This is a genomic window from Cytobacillus oceanisediminis (genome assembly GCF_007830235.1).
In the GTDB taxonomy this organism is placed as follows: Bacteria; Bacillota; Bacilli; order Bacillales; family Cytobacillaceae; genus Cytobacillus; species Cytobacillus oceanisediminis.
Map to the genome: position 1 here is coordinate 248,989 of NZ_VLKI01000001.1, position 16,770 is coordinate 265,758.

Sequence of the window (16,770 nt, forward strand, 5' to 3'; positions counted from 1 at the left end):
ATTATCAATGATTTTTTCAAAAACTCTTAACTTCTTTCAACTTCCCCCTCAGTACGCCCCAAATTTATATTCTCTTTTGCGAATTGAAAACTATATAAAAGAACGGCTCTAAACAGAAGAATAAAAAATAATTGGATGGAGTTTATACGAACTAAAGAAACTATCCCTAAATTCTTCAAAAGTTTTCCTCCTGGAAATACAAATAAGAAATGAAGAATTGCGTTTGTAATTAAAAATAATGGAAACTTACCATAAGTCATTTTTAAAACCCAAAGAGAGGAAATAAAGTAAGGACCTAAAATAAAAGGAATATCTCCTTTTATCTTTGAATGGACACTTGTGTAAAACCACCACCATTTTCGTTTCTCAGCGATAATATTCATTATTTTTACGACTAAGCAAATAAATACAGTTGCCGGAAGAAACCGTTTGATTGCCCTTCGCCCCAATAGCGGAAGCGAAACCCAGGGAAAAATCATCATTATTATTAATAATAATCTTGAGTTCTTAACATTTATACACTTTGAAAGCTTCAAATTGTGATCCCCCTTTTCTTCATTGAAATTTAAAACACTTATTCATTTATAAAGTGTTTGTCTCGATATAGCTCATTGCTAGGTACTCCATTAGTAATTATTAATAGTATGATACATAAAAAACATAATTATTTGCGAATGCAAACATTTAGAAAAGAAATATGAGCCTCGGTTTTTCACGCCTACCTATTCCGCACAATGTAAGCTTTCTAAAAAGAAAAATGTAAAAAAGCCGATAGACACAAGGTTCAGATGACCCTGTTTTTACCGGCTGGAAATGACAGCAAATTACCATCTAAGGTGTATGGATTGATTTATTTAATATGGCATTTGAAGATTTGGTTAGAAAGTCACCGTATTGTTTTCCTAGTAATTCATCACTTAACAAAGTAAAAACTTCAATAAACTTCGAAAAATCCTCTTTTGAGATTTTGGCGATTGATTCGACAATCTGTAAGTTTGAGTTTGTAGTATTCTCTTCTATAAATTCCTGGACAAGCTTCCGGCCGCCTTCCGTTAAACATACTTCTTTTGTTCGGGCATCATGGCCATTTTCAATAATGACTAACCCTTCTTCTTTTAGCTTCGTTAATTGCCGGAAAACATTGGAAATATTTGTTTGAGCCAGGTACGAAAGATCGGACATATTTATGTGGTTTGAATCAAAATGTAAAATCCATAAAATACGAAAGGCAGGAAACGATAATTCGTAATTTTTCAATAATTTTCTTATATCGTTTTCAATTACTAAATTTATGCCCCTAATAAAGGCAAATGCTAAATAACCGTTATGAAACTGTTCGCTCGATAATTTCATATTTCCTCCTAAAATCACCATAGATGACAGTATGTACATTATCTCCAACCATTTGGTCTTTAAACTTATACCGGACAACATACTCTTAATTTTATTTTTATTCTGCCAAAGTAACGAGCCATCCCATTTAAATAAAGACAACTACCTTTTCCTGATAAATATTTTTAATTGCTTATGGTTTCACTGCTGTAAAAAGTGTAATAAAAAAGCCTTACCAAATCATTCTTGGCAAGCTGCTCATTATAAAGAAAAACTGGTAACTCAACCCAAATAACTTAAAGCTTAGCTAATGAGCTTCCATTTTTCACGAAACGTGTGATGTAATTCATCTATAGACTCTGGGGCTCCAAACCCAAAGGGAATTTTCACCTATAGATTTTAATCTTTTTGAGAAGAAGAAATCAGAACCTTAGCCTAAAAAAGCTTTTGTTCTTTTTGAAGTAAAAAAAAATCCCTAATATTATTTGCTTTTCCAAACTTTAGCTGTTATTCTTAAGAAGAATTATTTTTGTTCTGTCAAAGAATAAGTGTTTAAACTTTTCGCCTTTGATATCTAATTGAGCAATTATAGTATTAAAATGTGGAATAGATCCACGCAGGAGGAAACACACATGCAAACAGGTACAGTAAAATGGTTTAACGCAGAAAAAGGTTTTGGTTTCATCGAAGTTGAAGGTGGAGAAGACGTATTCGTACATTTCTCAGCTATCCAAGGCGAAGGATTTAAATCTTTAGACGAAGGCCAAAAAGTTACATTTGACACTGAGCAAGGTCAACGTGGACTTCAAGCTACTAACGTTAACAAAGCGTAATGACGAAGGACTCTATTATAGAGTCCTTTTTTATTTGCTAAAAAATATTTTATAAAAAGGCTATTTGTACGTAATGGCAATTGAACCGGCAATTTTTTATTCACTTCAGCAATCCAGTCTCCCCCCCATCGGCATCAATCATAAATTCCGTTAACCCTTTTATAACGTAATACTCGACATTCGTCCAAAATGATATAACGAAGTTTAAAAATGATTACTTTTCTGCAAGATAATCCTTCCAAGCAGTAATCCCGCCATCAAGCAATGTTACGTTATATTCTTTTCCAGCCAAGATAGCTGCGCATTTTCTTGCAGAATTCCCCGTTGTACATGTGACAATAATCTCTTTGTTTTTAGGCAAAACAGATAAGGATTCAGCATCAGTTTCATCGAGGTTAAAAATTTTCGTTTTAGATATGTTTACACTCTGAACATTGTTATCTCGAATATGGTCTTCCTCGTATTTTTCTTCCGCTCGTACATCAAGAATATAGACTTCTTTACTTCCCTTTATTTTTCCCATTAATTCTTTTGGTGATATGGTTTCCATTTTTAATTTAACACCTCTGCAGCTTTTTTCCTTTAATATTATCACATAAATAAATTTAATGGTTTGAGAAGGAGAGTGATCAGTTTCCGGTTCTGCACTTATCCGAAATAAAAATTCAACTCTTTTTTACACCCTATTATCACTATAGAAATGCAGGAATGTTGATATGGCGCGAAGTGACCGATATATCGAAAAAGTGACCGATATATCCAAAAAGTGACCGATAAAATTTGAATCTGACCGATATATTGAAAAACTGACCGATAAACATGGGAAAGTGACCGATATATCCCGATCCATACAAATATTCGCGCAAAAACTCGATCAAGTATGTCTTTATGACGCCTATTACGCTCAAATTAATAAAGAAATTGCTTACACAAAGGCAAGTACATAGTTGAAATGCATTCCTTTCATAAAAAAACGCAATCCCACTCAAAGGATTGCGCAACTTTATAATTGTATCAGCGGATAAACCCAAGGAAGTATGATAGAGGTAATAATGGCCGAAGCCCCCATCGCAACGCTTGAAACAGCACCTGTAACCGGCCCTTCCGCCACTGCCTGGCTTGTGCCGATCCCATGTGAAACGGTTCCGATCCCAAGTCCTCGTGAAAACGGATCAGAAATGTTCGTAACGGTTAAAAGAGCTGGCCCAAAAACAGCTCCAAATATGCCAGAGGTGATAACAAAAGCTGCTGCAAGCGCAGGATCCCCGCCGATTAGGACGACCGCTTCAATGGCCACAGGGGTTGTGACTGCTTTAACAGCAGATGTCGCCTGGATGGTATCAGACAACCCTAGAGTTTTTGAAATCCAAACAGCTGAAAGAATAGTAGAAAGTGTTCCAATGACCAGCCCAAATACAGCAGGCATTAATTTTTCCATTATGATCTCTCTATTTTTATATAAAGGGACTGCCAGGGCAACCGTAGCTGGACCCAATAAAGATGTTATCCATTCCTTGGCAGAGGAATATTGCTCATAGCTGATATCGAATGAGCTAAGAATGACAATCATAACAATCGTTGCGGTCAATATAGGTGTTGTGAATGGCGATACCACACGCCGTGATAGAGCTGTAGCCCCAAAATATACAGTAATTGTAAGAACAATACTAATGAGAGTGAGAATGAGACTGTTCATGATGTGTTCGTTCCTTTTCCCTTCTTGATAAGGATTGAGTCAATCCGGCTGTGATCAGTAAACCTATAATGGTACTGCCTGCAATCATAAGCAGCAATTGCATTCCGGTCGTTTTGATAAGTCCTGCATAATTCATTAAGCCTACCGCAAACGGGACGAAAAACAAGGCAAGATGTCTGATTAAAAAAGACGCACTCTTCTCGATGTACCGAATCTGAATAATTCCGCTTGATAAAAGGATATATAAAAGGATCATCCCCAGCACACTGGCTGGTATAGGAAAATCAAGGTTGCCCACTATGAAACTAGAAAATTGGTAAATGGCCCAAAGCAAAAATATTTGAATTAAAAACAACAAAACATTTTTCATGTATAACATTCCTTTCGATAACCAAAATAAAATTATAGCATCGAATATGCAGAATGAAAACAAGTACAATCCAGGTCTGTAACATTATACAGTCAAAATGGAGTTCATACTGGATGAATGCACAATAATCCTATTATTGGTCTATTGTTCCAAGTCAATAGGTTAAATCAAAAAAGGCCCTATGGAAGGCCTTTTTTCACTATTGGATTCCCAGCTATATTATTGTTAATCAGATACTGGGGAAAGAGCGCATATGCAGCGGCAATCAACTATAAAGTCAAGGGTTCTTGGCGGTCCTTGCTCTGTAAATGTAAAGGTTGCACAACATGTTTCACGGTTGAACCTTACAAATTTAAATTCAGTTGGCTGTGGACTTGCGCCAGGTCCTAACGCCAGGAATTCAGCAGTTCCTTTCAGCAAAAGCAAAAACATATCACCTCTTTCAGCATTCCTTAAAATGCTGCAGGCACAGCCTTCGCAATTCCCTTCTCTATCAGGGCGTACATCATTACAATCATGTCTTCTAGATCCCAACATACAATCACCCCCTTTACTACTATAATATTTCGGAATTTTCATTTGGACAAAATAATTACAACTTTTTATAAAATTGTACAGTTTGCCTATCGTCTAGTTTTGAGATGAATGTTTCTAATCTCTCAAATCTCCTAAATCCACACAAAAACGCTCAGAGAGAATTTCTCTGAGCGTTTACGTTTTTTATTTTATATACCCATTTTTAGAGAGGCGGCTTATGGATGGTACCTTCCTGGAACAATTCCTTCACCATATGCCGGGCATATCCTGTCATTTGGGCGAAAGTGATTTTTGCCGGTAATGGCGCTTCATTGGCATCCACCACAACATCTATAATACATGGCTTCCGCCCGGAGACCGCTTTTTCTAAAGCCGGCAGGATGTCATCAGGGTGCTCGACCCTGTATCCAATTCCTCCGCAAATGTCTGCATAACGGGCAAAATCCGGATTTTGGAGATTGGTGCCGAACTCTGCATTCCCCATCACTTCTTGTTCAAATTTAATCATAGCTATTTTGTGGTTGTTAAAAACAATACATACCATTGGAAGGTCGTATTTCACCGCTGTCACAAAGTCATTCATCATCATTTGAAATCCGCCATCCCCGCAAATGGCAAATACCTGCTTATGCGGGTAAGCAATCCGGCCAGCGATGGCGCCAGGTAATCCGCAGCCTAATGTGGCCAGCCAGCCGGAAGTGATAAATTTTTGATTCCTCATTTTAAAATGCCTTGCCATCCAAACGGTTACATTCCCAACATCCACGGAAAGAATGGCATCATCCGCTGCAACTTGCTGCAGAGCCCCTATCACACGCTGCGGTTTAATTGGAACGGAGTTATCCGCCTCCTGCTCTTTCAATCTGGTCCACCAGTCATTCATTTGGCTCTGGTATTTTTGAAGAAATGCTCCATCATTAGGTGTTTGAATCAAACCCGTAAGCATGCTGAGTGTCAGTTCAGAATCACCGGCTAAACCGACATCAACCGGATAACGCTTGCCGATTTGGGAGGGATCTTTATCAATATGGATAGTCTTTGCATTTTCAGGCAGGAATCCAGTAAACGGGAAAGAGGTACCGACCATGATTAACGTATCCGCCTCTTCCATCGCAAGGGTTGCTGGCTTGGTTCCAAGCAATCCAAGACCTCCAAGGCTAAGAGGATGGTCATCCGGAACGATGCCTTTACCAGGCAAAGTCAGGACAATTGGCGCGTTTAATTTCTCTGCTAAACGAATCAAAGAGTCACGTGCCCCTTTCGCTCCTTTTCCAGCTAATATGATCGGTTTTTCCGCCTTATTTAAAAGTTTCTCTGCCTGCTGTATATCCTGTTGCTGTGGAATTTGATCGGACTGAACCAAGGTCGAACTGGTTACACGGGCACCTCGCTCAATTTCCATTTTAGGGATATCATCAGGGATAATCAACACTGATACGCCTTTCTTATCATAGGCAGCCCGAACCGCCTGATTGACAACCGTCGGCAGCTGCTCTGCTGACATCACGGTTTGGCTGTAAACAGCTACATCTTTAAAAAGGTTTGCCAGATCAACCTCCTGAAAAAAATCAGAGCCCATTAAATCTGTCTCTACCTGTCCCGCAATGGCTAATACGGGTACTTTGTCAAGCTTTGCATCATATAGGCCATTTAATAAATGAATGGCGCCGGGACCTGCAATCCCCATACAAACTCCCAGCTTTCCTGTTAATTTTGCATAGGAAGCGGCTGCTAATGCTCCTGCTTCCTCATGCCGTACTTGAACAAAATTAAGCTGCTCCTTCCTTTTCCGAATAGATTCAATTAATGAATTTATCGAATCCCCAGGCATTCCGTAAATGTGGTCAACACCCCATTCAATTAACATATCCATCATGGCGTCGCCTGCCTTTTTCCTAAACATAAGCTATCGCCTCCTATTTCAGTTATTGATAGTATGACCCATTAAATAGGAAACAATTTGTATGAATGATTGAGGCGAGATTGCTGGAAGCTTAATGCCTTTTCGTGTAGAACGGCTTAAGAATCATTTCCCTCCATATGTGAAAACCTAATGCAAGATGTGGTCTGTTTTTAAAAGGAGGAAACGCTATGGATAACGACAAACAAATGCAAGAGCAGGAAGCAGCTGTAACAGAGGCCGTTGGAGAAATGGAAGTCGACCGGCTTGAATTTTATGGAGGAGCCTTTACGTCGACACTCCCTCTTGTATTTTTTATCATTTGGGCCATTGTTTTAAGTGTGTTAAAGCTGGTTACGGAAGAAGCCCTTGTGTTGGGAATGGTAATGGGGATTGCATTTGGCTTATTCTTTGTGAAATCCAAGTGGCGGGATTATGCCCAGGCTCTGATTACTGGAATGGCTCAGCCGATTGGCGTCATTTCTGTTATCGCCTGGTTTTGGGCCGGAATGTTTGCGAAACTGCTTGCAGCTGGAGGACTTGTAGAGGGTCTGATCTGGTTTGGATTTGTTACGAATTTAAAAGGCGGGTTACTGGTTGGCGTTACATTCCTACTTGCAGGCCTGTTTTCAACAGCAGTTGGGACCGGATATGGCACAGTCGCCACGTTCGGGATTCTCATGTATCCTGCCGGGATTATTTTAGGGGCTGACCCTGTTGTACTGCTTGCTGCGATATTAAGCGGTGCTGTTTTCGGGGACAATCTGGCACCTGTTTCCGATACCACGATCGTTTCTGCCACGACTCAGGAAGCGGATGTACCAGGGGTCGTCCGTTCGAGAATAAAATATTCACTGGCTGCAGCCATTCCTGCTTTTATTATGTTTATTATTTTTGGCGGCGGCAAAGCAGGTGTTGAAAATCCTGCAGTCATTTCACAGCTGGAGGAGCAAGTTTCACCTATCGGATTATTTATGTTAATTCCGTTTATTCTGGTCCTGACATTAGCTCTCATGGGACGTCATTTAGTAACTACTTTAACATGGGGAATCGTTGCATCGATCGCGGTTATTTTCCTGACAGGAACTTCATTAACAACGGTTCTTAATTTTTCTCGGGATGAACTGGGGAACCCCGTTGTAGGCGGAGCCTTAATGAGCGGGATCGGCGGATATTTTAATATGGCCATCCTGATTTTATTTATCCTCGCAGCTGCACATATTATGGAGCTTGCCGGAACCATGGAGAGAATAAAAAGCTTCTTTTTAAAAATCATTAACGGAGTTGTCAGAAGAGCAGAGCTGTCCATATTCGGAATTGTCGCTTTCCTTAATGTGTTCATTACCATTAACACGGCAGCAGAAATTACAGCCGGGCCTTTTGTCCGCCAGCTTGGCAAGGAATTTCATATCCATCCCTATCGTCGGGCCAATTTCCTTGATACGGTTTCCTCATCATTAGGTTATATCTTCCCCTGGAGCGGAGGCGTATTGCTTGCATGGGCTACTATTAAAGGTGCTGCCCAGCAATTCGGCTTCCTCCCCATCGTAGGACCAACCGAAGTCTTCCCTTTTGTCTTTCAGGGATGGTTTCTCCTTCTGGTCATGCTGATTGCAGCATTAACTGGCTGGGGCTTGCGGTTTGAAGGAAAAAATGGAGAAGAACTAAAGCGTGAGGAATTTGAAGCTTACCAAAAATAGTATAACCCCAATAGAAAAAGGACCCTTGCAGTCCTTTTTCTATATCTTATTAAAATAAACAGATGGTTCAATCTAAGCAGATACTTCTACAATCATGCTGCTTTGGATTGGTTTCCCTTTGTATACTAAATCTCCATGATTGTTTGAATGGAGAGTAACTTTTATTTCATTTTTTCCTTCCTTCAAAGAACCTAAATGATAATATTCTCCGTATAAACGATTGATTTTTTCACCATTTATATATAAGTGAGCATGGCCTTCATTATAGCTTTGTTCGTTCAATCCTGCGTTTTCAGGTGCAAATGTAAAATGATCCAGCTGAACTTTCAGCAGCCATGTGCCCGAGCGGTCTTCCGTCACGATTATGTTTACATCTGGAACTTCATAACCTTGTGGAATTCCCACATCTCCATGGTCCATATGATTCTTTGTAGCATCTGCGTGATTGTGTGGATTTTGGCTTGTAAAATAAAAAAAGAATCCTAAAAAAAGTACGAAGAAAAATAAAAAACTCCTTAACCTTTCCATTTAAAACCTCACTCTAAAATTTCAATTATGTTGTTTTTTCCATGCGCTTGATCATATAACCAATGATAACAAGCAAAAGGCCAATCGCTAAAAAAGCTAAATCATATAACATAGGATTTTCAGCTAATGGTTTAACACGATGAACCTGGAGAATATGATGATCCACAATCCCTTCCACGAGATTGAATGTACCGCCGCCTATAAAAATACTGCCGAGAAAAATCTTCCAGCTATCTCCGAGTTGATTTTTTCTGGCATCTTGAAAAATTTTCACCCCGCCCCAAATCAGCTTAGCAGAAAATAACGCAGTAAATAGCCCATCTGTAAAAATCTCAAGCTGAAGATTAGGACTTAAGATCATATGGTGCCATTGCAGAAGCTGATGAAATAATATCCCATCTATTGCCCCTAATAACCCCAATCCAAGAATAAAGCCAGCTATAAATAAATTTTTGTTTTCTTTTTTCAAATAATAGCACCCTCTAAAAAAAAATGATTACTTCGAGTAGTGCCCAAAAATAGTGGATATTATACATTTTAGAGATTTGGCAATGTTACATAATTTTAATATAAGGCTTTTGTTAAAGCTTATTATTGTTTTTTAGCACCCTGTTGATTGGAGCGGAAGACACGAACTCCTCGAAAATGCATTCGCATTTTCTTACGACGAGGTGTTTATCCGAGGATGCTTATTCAACGTCCTGCGGGAGTGCGGATCAAAGGGAGACCCCGCAGGAGCAAAGCGACGAGGAGCGTCGGACCGCCCGCGGAAAGGGAGTGCCTCGTGCTGAAATCAACAGGCAAATTTAACAGTAGTATAAAAATAAGGGAACCGCATTGGTGTATGCAGTTCCGATGGATTCACAGTAAAAATCGCATATGAATGAACTCAAAAACGCTCAGTATCGCTCTGAGGGTTAAGGTTATGGATGGTTGGCCCCCCTCTCGTAAAACATGATCTATCATACAAGTATCAATATGAAATCAACCAGCAATCTATATTTCCGCTTTATACCTCCATCATAATTTAATTGAATATAGGTATACTAATCCTTGAGATTTCGACGGAAGGATAATAGCTATGACCAAAGAAAGAGACATACAAAAGGTTCTAAAAAGATTAGCCGGTACGGACCAAAAAATTAATTTCAAAAAAGCTGTTAACTTAACCCCTGACTTACAGGATTACCTGAATTATTACGATTTTCATTTAAAAAACATCGATTATCATTTTGGAAAAATAGATATTAATGGGACGCAAATTATGGTGCAAATGTTTTCGCCGGAGACAAGTATTGGGACGATTATATTGTTGCATGGTTACTTGGATCATGTAGGAATTTTAAAAAATATCATCCAACATTTAAACGACCATAAATACCGGGTCATCAGCTATGATTTACAAGGCCATGGCCTGTCTGAAGGAGAAATTGCCTCTGTTAAAAGTTTTTCCGATTATGTAGTAACCCTTGAAAAGTTAATGAACAAAACACAGCAAGAAATATCCGGTCCTTTTTATGGGATTGGGCATAGTACAGGTGGGGCTATTTTGATCAATTATGTTTTAAAGCAGAAGGAAACAAATTTTAACAAAATTATACTGATTGCTCCTTTGGTTAGATCGAACCTATGGTTTTTTTCAAAAATGGGTTTTTATCTTATGAGGCCATTTCCATTCATTAAAGAGATTCACAGGAATTTTCGCGACAATTCCTCAGATAAACAATTTGTCAACTTCATAAAAAAAGATCCTTTGCAGCCAAAAGCCATTCCCACTGAGTGGTTAAGTTCACTCATCCATTGGAACAAGGAAATTCAAACCTATACCGCGTCTAATAAAGAAACACTGCTTATCCAAGGGACAGAAGACAAGACTGTAGAGTGGAAGTATAATCTAAATTTTATTGAGGAAAAATTCAACAACTTACATGTTAGCCTTATTAAAAACGGAAGGCATCAATTGTTTAATGAAAAACCCGATATTCGTGACCAAGTATTCCAAAAGATTGTCCGTTTTTTGTAAAAGAAGGGCTTGTTTTGTTCTTGTGCATATACTCGTTTTTTTATACTTTTCCAATAGCTTTTTGGGCGGCCTGATACCTCTTATGAATTCTATTTCTCAGAAGGATGCTTTAAGGCTGCTTCCTATTCTTTTATAAATCATCGAGAGTAGAACCAGAGATACCTAGACATCTCCATTCAAAGGATAAATAAAAGTCTAGCTTTCTTTGCAAAAGACCCTAAAAATTCCTTAGCCGGCCCGCTCCAGATTTACACCTCTTGCCTCCGTTATCTACATCATGATAATTTTTCAACTTACTTCCTAAAAATCCTGGACAACAAAAATAGTCCGCCAATTATTAAAGCTAATACTATTAATAGAATGATCCCTGGTACCCCTATACTTGCTAACATCCTTTTACCTCCACTTAGTGTTAAATGCCGTATTATACATTACTACTCTGAATGATACCTTATTATTTTTATAAACAAGCGGAGAAGTTTGAAAGTTTAGTGTATGTATCCTTGTTGGAAAGATTTCACTGTTAAATTATGTTGGTAACAAAATAAGGATGAGACAAAAGTGTGGAAAATTTCCACTGTTGTCTCATACCCTTTTTAATTTATTGGCTCTGTTAAATTTACCTGTTGATTTCAGCACGAGGCACTCCCTTTCCGCGGGCGGTCCGACGCTCCTCGTTGCTTTGCTCCTGCGGGGTCTCCCTTTGATCCGCACTCCCGCAGGACGTTGAATAAGCATCCTCGAATAAACACCGCACGAAGAAAATGCGAATGCATTTTCGAGGAGTTCGTACCTTCCGCTCCAATCAACAGGGTGCTAAAAAACAACAATAAGCTTAACAGAGCCAATTTATTTATTGCTGTTCTTCCTCAGCAGCCATGGCTTCCGCTTTTGTTTTATGAACGGTTCCAAATGGATGCTGAGGCGGTGCATAGATTGAGTAGAGTTTAAGCGGCTGATATCCCGAATTGATTAGATTGTGCCATTTGCCAGCAGGGATGACGATCGCAAAGTCTTCAGAGACTTTCTCTTCAAAATCTAATCGATCCTTGCTATCCCCCATTTGAACAATTCCCTGGCCTTCTTCAATACGCAAGAATTGATCAAGTTCAGGATGAATTTCTAATCCGATATCCTCGCCAACACCGATACTCATCAAGGTCAGCTGCAAATGTGTCCCTGTCCATAATGCGGTACGAAAGGTATTATTTTTTGTAGTAGCTTCCTCAATATCCACGACAAAAGGTCCTGGTCCATAATCCGTTACTCGATTTGAAACTTCCTCATTTAAAGAACCAAATCGTACCGCATTCTCTTGTTCACCATTCAAAGCCCATAAAAATACATTCTGAATTTGTGGATGTTGAGTAAGTAAACAACACTTTTGATATTCTTTATAACCTTCCACTTCAGTTATATAAGCTTTTTGTAAGCCATCTCTATAGTCTTGAAATGGAACTTGATCGATTTGATACACTGGCTGAGTTCCAGTTAGGCTCATATAAAGATTCGTAAATTGTGACAAATGAGCTTTTTTTCCTTCTAAAGCATGGAGAATATCATTTCTATGCTGTTGGTTTGGCGCTTCATTTGCTAACAGTCTGTATAGCTCAATTGCTGAAGCTTCTCTTTTTATGGCTCCAAGTATCGCTTCACATACTTGCTGATGATTTTCTTGTTGGTTTCTGAACCTATTGTCTGTGTAATACATTTGTGTGTTTACATGGGGGTAATATGGATAGGAATTCGCTTTAGGATCATAGTACATGTTAGTCATTCCCTTCACAGGTTTCTAAAGCATCATATGCCTATGTGTTGAGAATGTACGTTGGTTTATTTAGCCTATTAAAAGATGGGCTTTTAGCTCCGAAAAAAGCTGCCAAAATCGGCAGCTTTTTTTGCTTAAAACGAATCTCTTGCTTGGGACTGTTTAAACTTTATTTTATTTACATCAATCTTTAAAGGGGGCAGAGTTATTTTTGATCTCTTAGCATTTCATCCACAGTATTTCTCATCGCGAAAATCACCGTTTTTTTGTAACGTGCAGCGATGCGCAGCACTCTTATTTGTTCAGACCTGGAAAGGTTTTTAAAACGATGCTCTTGTTTCAAAAAGGAACGGGCGATTGACCAGCTGGCAGGCATTAAGGGGAAGTCATCCAGAGGCTGTTTGTTCCGTAATCGATAAAGCCACGATAGGATTCCGGTAGAATCACTTTTATCAACGATGCATGGTGCATAAATGTTTTTGGTGTGTTTCTTCAGGGAATCCAATCGTTCTTGCCCGCTAACAATAATGTAGGTATCATCCTTCCGATTCTTTTTGACCACCAAAACAAACATACAGTCCCACATTAATCTCTGGAGCCTCTTAAGACGCTCTGTAATTTTCAGCGATAAATCCGGCTTGATTTTGTTCAGCGGGATATACTCTATGGTAAATTTCATACATAGCCCCTCCTGTTTGGTTTCTGTCCTCACCTCATTTTCTTGGAGTTCCCAGCAGGTGCATTGTACTGTAAATCGGTATTTTTTATCTAATCAAAAAACAAATTCCTTTTATAAAATGTATGAAAATAACCGCATGTCACATTCGAATGAAACGCAAAATAACTTTTATTATTATCCGCTCCAATTAACAGAGTGCAAAAATGAAGAATGGGCTTTAACATAACAAAAAGAAAATAAGAACTTACTCATCAATTCTATGTTTAAAAGGCTTAACACCCGTTATTTTAATAACTAAAAATAGGATTAAAGCAAAGACTGCTTCAGTCGCACCCCCACGCCCTCTGCTATTGCCTTCAAGCAGCCATTCCCATTTTTCAGGGATAGGCAAGCAGGTGATTAATTCTAAAATAACGACAGACATCAAAACCGGTAAGATGGAAAATACCATTCCCTTAAAATAAGGATTTACCCCCAAAAAATAATAAAGATAAACAGTAAGTGTAAAGAAAAAACCAACTAACCAGATACTTAAAGTTCTTGAAAAAGCCATAACGATGACAGAAAGGATTAAGCAAACGACAGTTCCCACTAATATATAAGTATAGAATCGCTCATTGGTCCTTAATTGGCTAATGATGTTCCCCATAAAAATTGGCTCCTTTCGTTCAATTCCAGATAATAATAATTCATAAAATAAATAAAACAAACTGCCAAAAAATGCATGAACGAAATGATCAATCCCGCCCATTTCATAATTGAATACCGCATATCTGGTTAACCTAATGATGGGAGGTATGCATATGATTGTTTATCATGGGTCTATAAGAAAACTTGAAGAGTTTACGAAAGAAACGGTTGTCCAAAATTTAAGCAATGGGATCGATACGATTGGATTTTGGTTTACTTCAGAGGTGAATGCGGCAAAACCTTTTGCTATTGGAACGGAGACCGTGATCGAAAAATCGGAAACGGAGTTTTGGGAGGATGGCGAACCTAAAGTCGTTCAATATGACAGGCCCGTCCGCGGCTTTATTTATAAAATATATATGGATGAACCAAACCTTAAGGAATACGAATCTTATGATATGTTTATGCAGGAACGGGACAAATACTGCGATTATTTAGGGACAAAAAAAAGAAACCTTACCTGGAAAGATAAGGCCATTCTTTTAAATAAAGAGGAAGCGAATGCAGCATTTCGTAATGATCTTATGAGCCAAGGCTATGATGGATTTTTAATAACGAATACCAAACTGCACAATGCTGTTACAGACTTTTACTGCATTTTTTCGGGTGATATTCTTCAAATTGCCGATATGATGCCTGTAGATGAACAATAGCTTGATGTAAATAACTGCAGATTTGAAAAATGTGTACGATTTTCGAATGACAGACTGAACCTCATCCGTGTTATTGTTTACAGACATATGACCTTCTTCACCTTTAGATGTGGCTATCACATCGCCCTTGTTAGTTTCAGCCTGCTTCCTCGACCAATGCCCCATGGAGGCCTATGAAGACCTTTTTACCCGGATAAGTTTAAGAAATGTCCTTCAGTCCCCTTATAAGGGACTTTTATTATATAAATAAATGGCATTTGGCCTTCAAGTGCCTAATGAAGGCCGTTTTACCGGTAAAATTGTCGCGAACTGTCCTTCAAACTCTTTATGAAGTCCTTTTAACTATTAAATTTATTGGCATTGGGCCTTCATGAGCCGGATGAAGGCCGTTTTACCTGTAAAATTGTCGCGAACTGTCCTTCAAACTCTTTATGAAGTCCTTTTAACTATTAAATTTATTGGCATTGGGCCTTCATGAGCCGGATGATGGCCGTTTTACCGGTAAAATTGTCGCAAACTGTCCTTCAAACTCTTTATGAAGTCCTTTTAACTATTAAATTTATTGGCATTTGGCCTTCATGAGCCGGATGATGGCCGTTTTACCTGTAAAATGATTCAAAAGGTCCTTCAGACTCTTTATGAAGTCCTTTTTACCATCAAAATCAATGGCAAATGGCCGAATCATTTTACAAATCAATCTTTTGTTACCCCATTAAAAATTCATCAATGTACTCCTTAAATTCTTCCTTAACTTCTTCATAAGTCTCATCAAGGAATTCACCGACCACTTTGCTGCCAGGAAATTTTTTTGAAACGGGTAGTCCCAAGAAAATACGCTGGCATTCCCATATTTTCATAATATGAAAATCAATAAGCTCATCATTTTCATCAGCAATTCCTATTGAAACAGAGGAACCGTACCCAGGCATAAAAGGATTGCCGCTGCCCCCTTTATCGAAACCAGCATCAAGAATTAAATTTTTGTTAGCAAAAACAGATCGATTCTCATTTACCAATTTTTCAACATGTTTCTTTAATGCCAATTCGGTATCTATAATCTTTTCCTTAAGCTCATCAGTGAAATCCGATTGTTGGAATTTCATACTCTACCACTCTCTTCAAATGAGATAGCATATCTTCCCTTAACTTCATTTAACTACCCAAACGCTTGAGAAGCAATAGCGAATAAAGTATTGTTTCTAGCTGGCATGTTTGATGTATTCAATACCATTATTGGAGGTTTATTTACCTTTACAAATCCGCTTTGCTCCAGGAAAAACATAAGCTCATCATTCCCTGATGGAATATCAATTCTTAACTTGCCTGGATAATTAACAGCTAATCGATGGAGTATGAGGGCTGCTGTCTTTGAATCTGGTGCTGCAATAGGTCCCAATAGTAGATTGATTGGTCCTAAGATAGATAGTCCATATCCAATTATTTTTTCCCTATCATCTTTTACTACAACACATTGATTTGATTGCTTGATCCTATTACGAAGAAAAAGGCTACGTTTGTCTCCATAGGCAGCCTGGTCTATTTCAAGGATTGCCCGAAGATTACTATCATTAAAGTTTTCGATGGCAATATCACTCGGGCATACTGTATTTTTCGCTGTAAAGCGATCACAAAGATATTTGTGGACAAAATCGACAGTTTTAAAGCCCATTTTTTCATACAAGGGCTTTCCTTCTTTTGTTGCAATTAACATAATCGAGCTGGTTTTAGAAATATTGTTTACACATTTCTGAGTAACCTCTTTTCCCAACCCCAAACCTCTATATTCTTCATGAACGATAACCATTCCAATTGAAGCTAAATGAGTGTCATAAGGGATACTAGCAGCACTTGACACAATTTTCCCTTGAGCATTTTTATGCCCGAATATTTTCCCGGATGACAAAACCGTACCAATTTCATGTTCGTCATAATCCCACCCAACTGATGCTGACAACTTCATTAAACCTAAAACATCACTTTGATTTAATTCAACTAATTCTAACCATTTATTTTTGTATGGAACCATAAAGGTTTCGCCCTCTTTTGTCATTCTATTGATAA

Annotated in this window: 18 protein-coding genes; 4 read left to right on the forward strand and 14 right to left on the reverse strand. The window is 38.4% G+C overall.

Going from position 1 to position 16,770, the window contains the following annotated elements; translation table 11 throughout:
- Nucleotides 1-26 precede the first annotated feature (26 nt).
- Together IQ19_RS01175 and IQ19_RS01180 are read right to left on the reverse strand one after the other, a co-directional pair.
- Nucleotides 27-536, reverse strand: a complete 510-nt coding sequence (locus IQ19_RS01175; protein ID WP_242020848.1) for a hypothetical protein — start codon at nucleotides 534-536, stop codon at nucleotides 27-29.
- A gap of 295 nt (nucleotides 537-831) precedes the next feature.
- Nucleotides 832-1,353: a MarR family winged helix-turn-helix transcriptional regulator gene (locus IQ19_RS01180; RefSeq protein ID WP_144539088.1), complete on the reverse strand. Its 522-nt coding sequence runs from the start codon at nucleotides 1,351-1,353 to the stop codon at nucleotides 832-834.
- A gap of 611 nt (nucleotides 1,354-1,964) precedes the next feature.
- Here IQ19_RS01180 and IQ19_RS01185 point away from each other — a divergent pair.
- Entirely contained in the window at nucleotides 1,965-2,165 is a 201-nt protein-coding gene (locus IQ19_RS01185; RefSeq protein ID WP_110063125.1) for a cold-shock protein, read from the forward strand.
- Between the two features lie 214 nt (nucleotides 2,166-2,379).
- On the opposite strand, the gene IQ19_RS01190 is transcribed toward IQ19_RS01185, so the two are convergent.
- From IQ19_RS01190 to IQ19_RS01210, 5 genes are all read right to left on the reverse strand, one after another.
- Nucleotides 2,380-2,715: a rhodanese-like domain-containing protein gene (locus IQ19_RS01190; protein WP_144539090.1), complete on the reverse strand. Its 336-nt coding sequence runs from the start codon at nucleotides 2,713-2,715 to the stop codon at nucleotides 2,380-2,382.
- 453 nt (nucleotides 2,716-3,168) lie between these two features.
- Nucleotides 3,169-3,861: an LrgB family protein gene (locus tag IQ19_RS01195; RefSeq protein WP_199749340.1), complete on the reverse strand. Its 693-nt coding sequence runs from the start codon at nucleotides 3,859-3,861 to the stop codon at nucleotides 3,169-3,171.
- Nucleotides 3,833-4,231, reverse strand: a complete 399-nt coding sequence (locus IQ19_RS01200) for a CidA/LrgA family protein (RefSeq protein WP_144539094.1) — start codon at nucleotides 4,229-4,231, stop codon at nucleotides 3,833-3,835. Before IQ19_RS01200 ends, IQ19_RS01195 begins: the two co-directional genes overlap by 29 nt.
- A 225-nt stretch (nucleotides 4,232-4,456) precedes the next feature.
- Complete coding sequence (locus IQ19_RS01205) at nucleotides 4,457-4,768, reverse strand: hypothetical protein (RefSeq protein ID WP_144539096.1); 312 nt, start codon at nucleotides 4,766-4,768, stop codon at nucleotides 4,457-4,459.
- A 202-nt stretch (nucleotides 4,769-4,970) separates the two neighbouring features.
- Nucleotides 4,971-6,671, reverse strand: coding sequence for a pyruvate oxidase (locus IQ19_RS01210; RefSeq protein ID WP_144539097.1), 1,701 nt, complete (start codon nucleotides 6,669-6,671; stop codon nucleotides 4,971-4,973).
- A gap of 188 nt (nucleotides 6,672-6,859) precedes the next feature.
- Here IQ19_RS01210 and IQ19_RS01215 point away from each other — a divergent pair, with 188 nt between their 5' ends.
- Nucleotides 6,860-8,368, forward strand: coding sequence for a Na+/H+ antiporter NhaC family protein (locus IQ19_RS01215; RefSeq protein WP_242020849.1), 1,509 nt, complete (start codon nucleotides 6,860-6,862; stop codon nucleotides 8,366-8,368).
- Between the two features lie 72 nt (nucleotides 8,369-8,440).
- Here IQ19_RS01215 and IQ19_RS01220 read toward each other — a convergent pair whose 3' ends face one another.
- The gene (locus tag IQ19_RS01220; protein ID WP_144539099.1) at nucleotides 8,441-8,896 is read right to left on the reverse strand and encodes a hypothetical protein; all 456 of its coding nucleotides are present in this window, start codon (nucleotides 8,894-8,896) and stop codon (nucleotides 8,441-8,443) included.
- 25 nt (nucleotides 8,897-8,921) lie between these two features.
- Entirely contained in the window at nucleotides 8,922-9,365 is a 444-nt protein-coding gene (locus IQ19_RS01225) for a DUF2243 domain-containing protein (protein WP_144539101.1), read from the reverse strand.
- 612 nt (nucleotides 9,366-9,977) lie between these two features.
- Here IQ19_RS01225 and IQ19_RS01230 point away from each other — a divergent pair.
- On the forward strand, nucleotides 9,978-10,919 hold the full coding sequence (locus tag IQ19_RS01230) for an alpha/beta hydrolase (protein WP_144539104.1): 942 nt from the start codon (nucleotides 9,978-9,980) through the stop codon (nucleotides 10,917-10,919).
- An 853-nt stretch (nucleotides 10,920-11,772) separates the two neighbouring features.
- Here IQ19_RS01230 and IQ19_RS01235 read toward each other — a convergent pair.
- The 3 genes from IQ19_RS01235 to IQ19_RS01245 form a co-directional block, all read right to left on the reverse strand.
- Nucleotides 11,773-12,687 (reverse strand): cupin domain-containing protein, encoded by a 915-nt coding sequence (locus IQ19_RS01235; RefSeq protein ID WP_144539105.1) that lies wholly within the window; start codon nucleotides 12,685-12,687, stop codon nucleotides 11,773-11,775.
- Nucleotides 12,688-12,892: 205 nt separating this feature from the next.
- Nucleotides 12,893-13,366, reverse strand: a complete 474-nt coding sequence (locus IQ19_RS01240; protein ID WP_144539107.1) for a hypothetical protein — start codon at nucleotides 13,364-13,366, stop codon at nucleotides 12,893-12,895.
- Nucleotides 13,367-13,610: 244 nt separating this feature from the next.
- Complete coding sequence (locus IQ19_RS01245; protein ID WP_144539109.1) at nucleotides 13,611-14,015, reverse strand: hypothetical protein; 405 nt, start codon at nucleotides 14,013-14,015, stop codon at nucleotides 13,611-13,613.
- Nucleotides 14,016-14,169: 154 nt separating this feature from the next.
- Between IQ19_RS01245 and IQ19_RS01250 the strand changes: the two genes are divergently transcribed.
- A complete protein-coding gene (locus tag IQ19_RS01250; RefSeq protein WP_144539111.1) occupies nucleotides 14,170-14,709 on the forward strand; it encodes a hypothetical protein in 540 nt (179 codons plus the stop codon).
- Between the two features lie 704 nt (nucleotides 14,710-15,413).
- On the opposite strand, the gene IQ19_RS01255 is transcribed toward IQ19_RS01250, so the two are convergent.
- Nucleotides 15,414-15,812, reverse strand: a complete 399-nt coding sequence (locus IQ19_RS01255; protein ID WP_144539113.1) for a hypothetical protein — start codon at nucleotides 15,810-15,812, stop codon at nucleotides 15,414-15,416.
- Nucleotides 15,813-15,865: 53 nt separating this feature from the next.
- On the reverse strand, nucleotides 15,866-16,735 hold the full coding sequence (locus tag IQ19_RS01260; protein ID WP_144539115.1) for a GNAT family N-acetyltransferase: 870 nt from the start codon (nucleotides 16,733-16,735) through the stop codon (nucleotides 15,866-15,868).
- Between the last annotated feature and the right edge of the window lie 35 nt (nucleotides 16,736-16,770).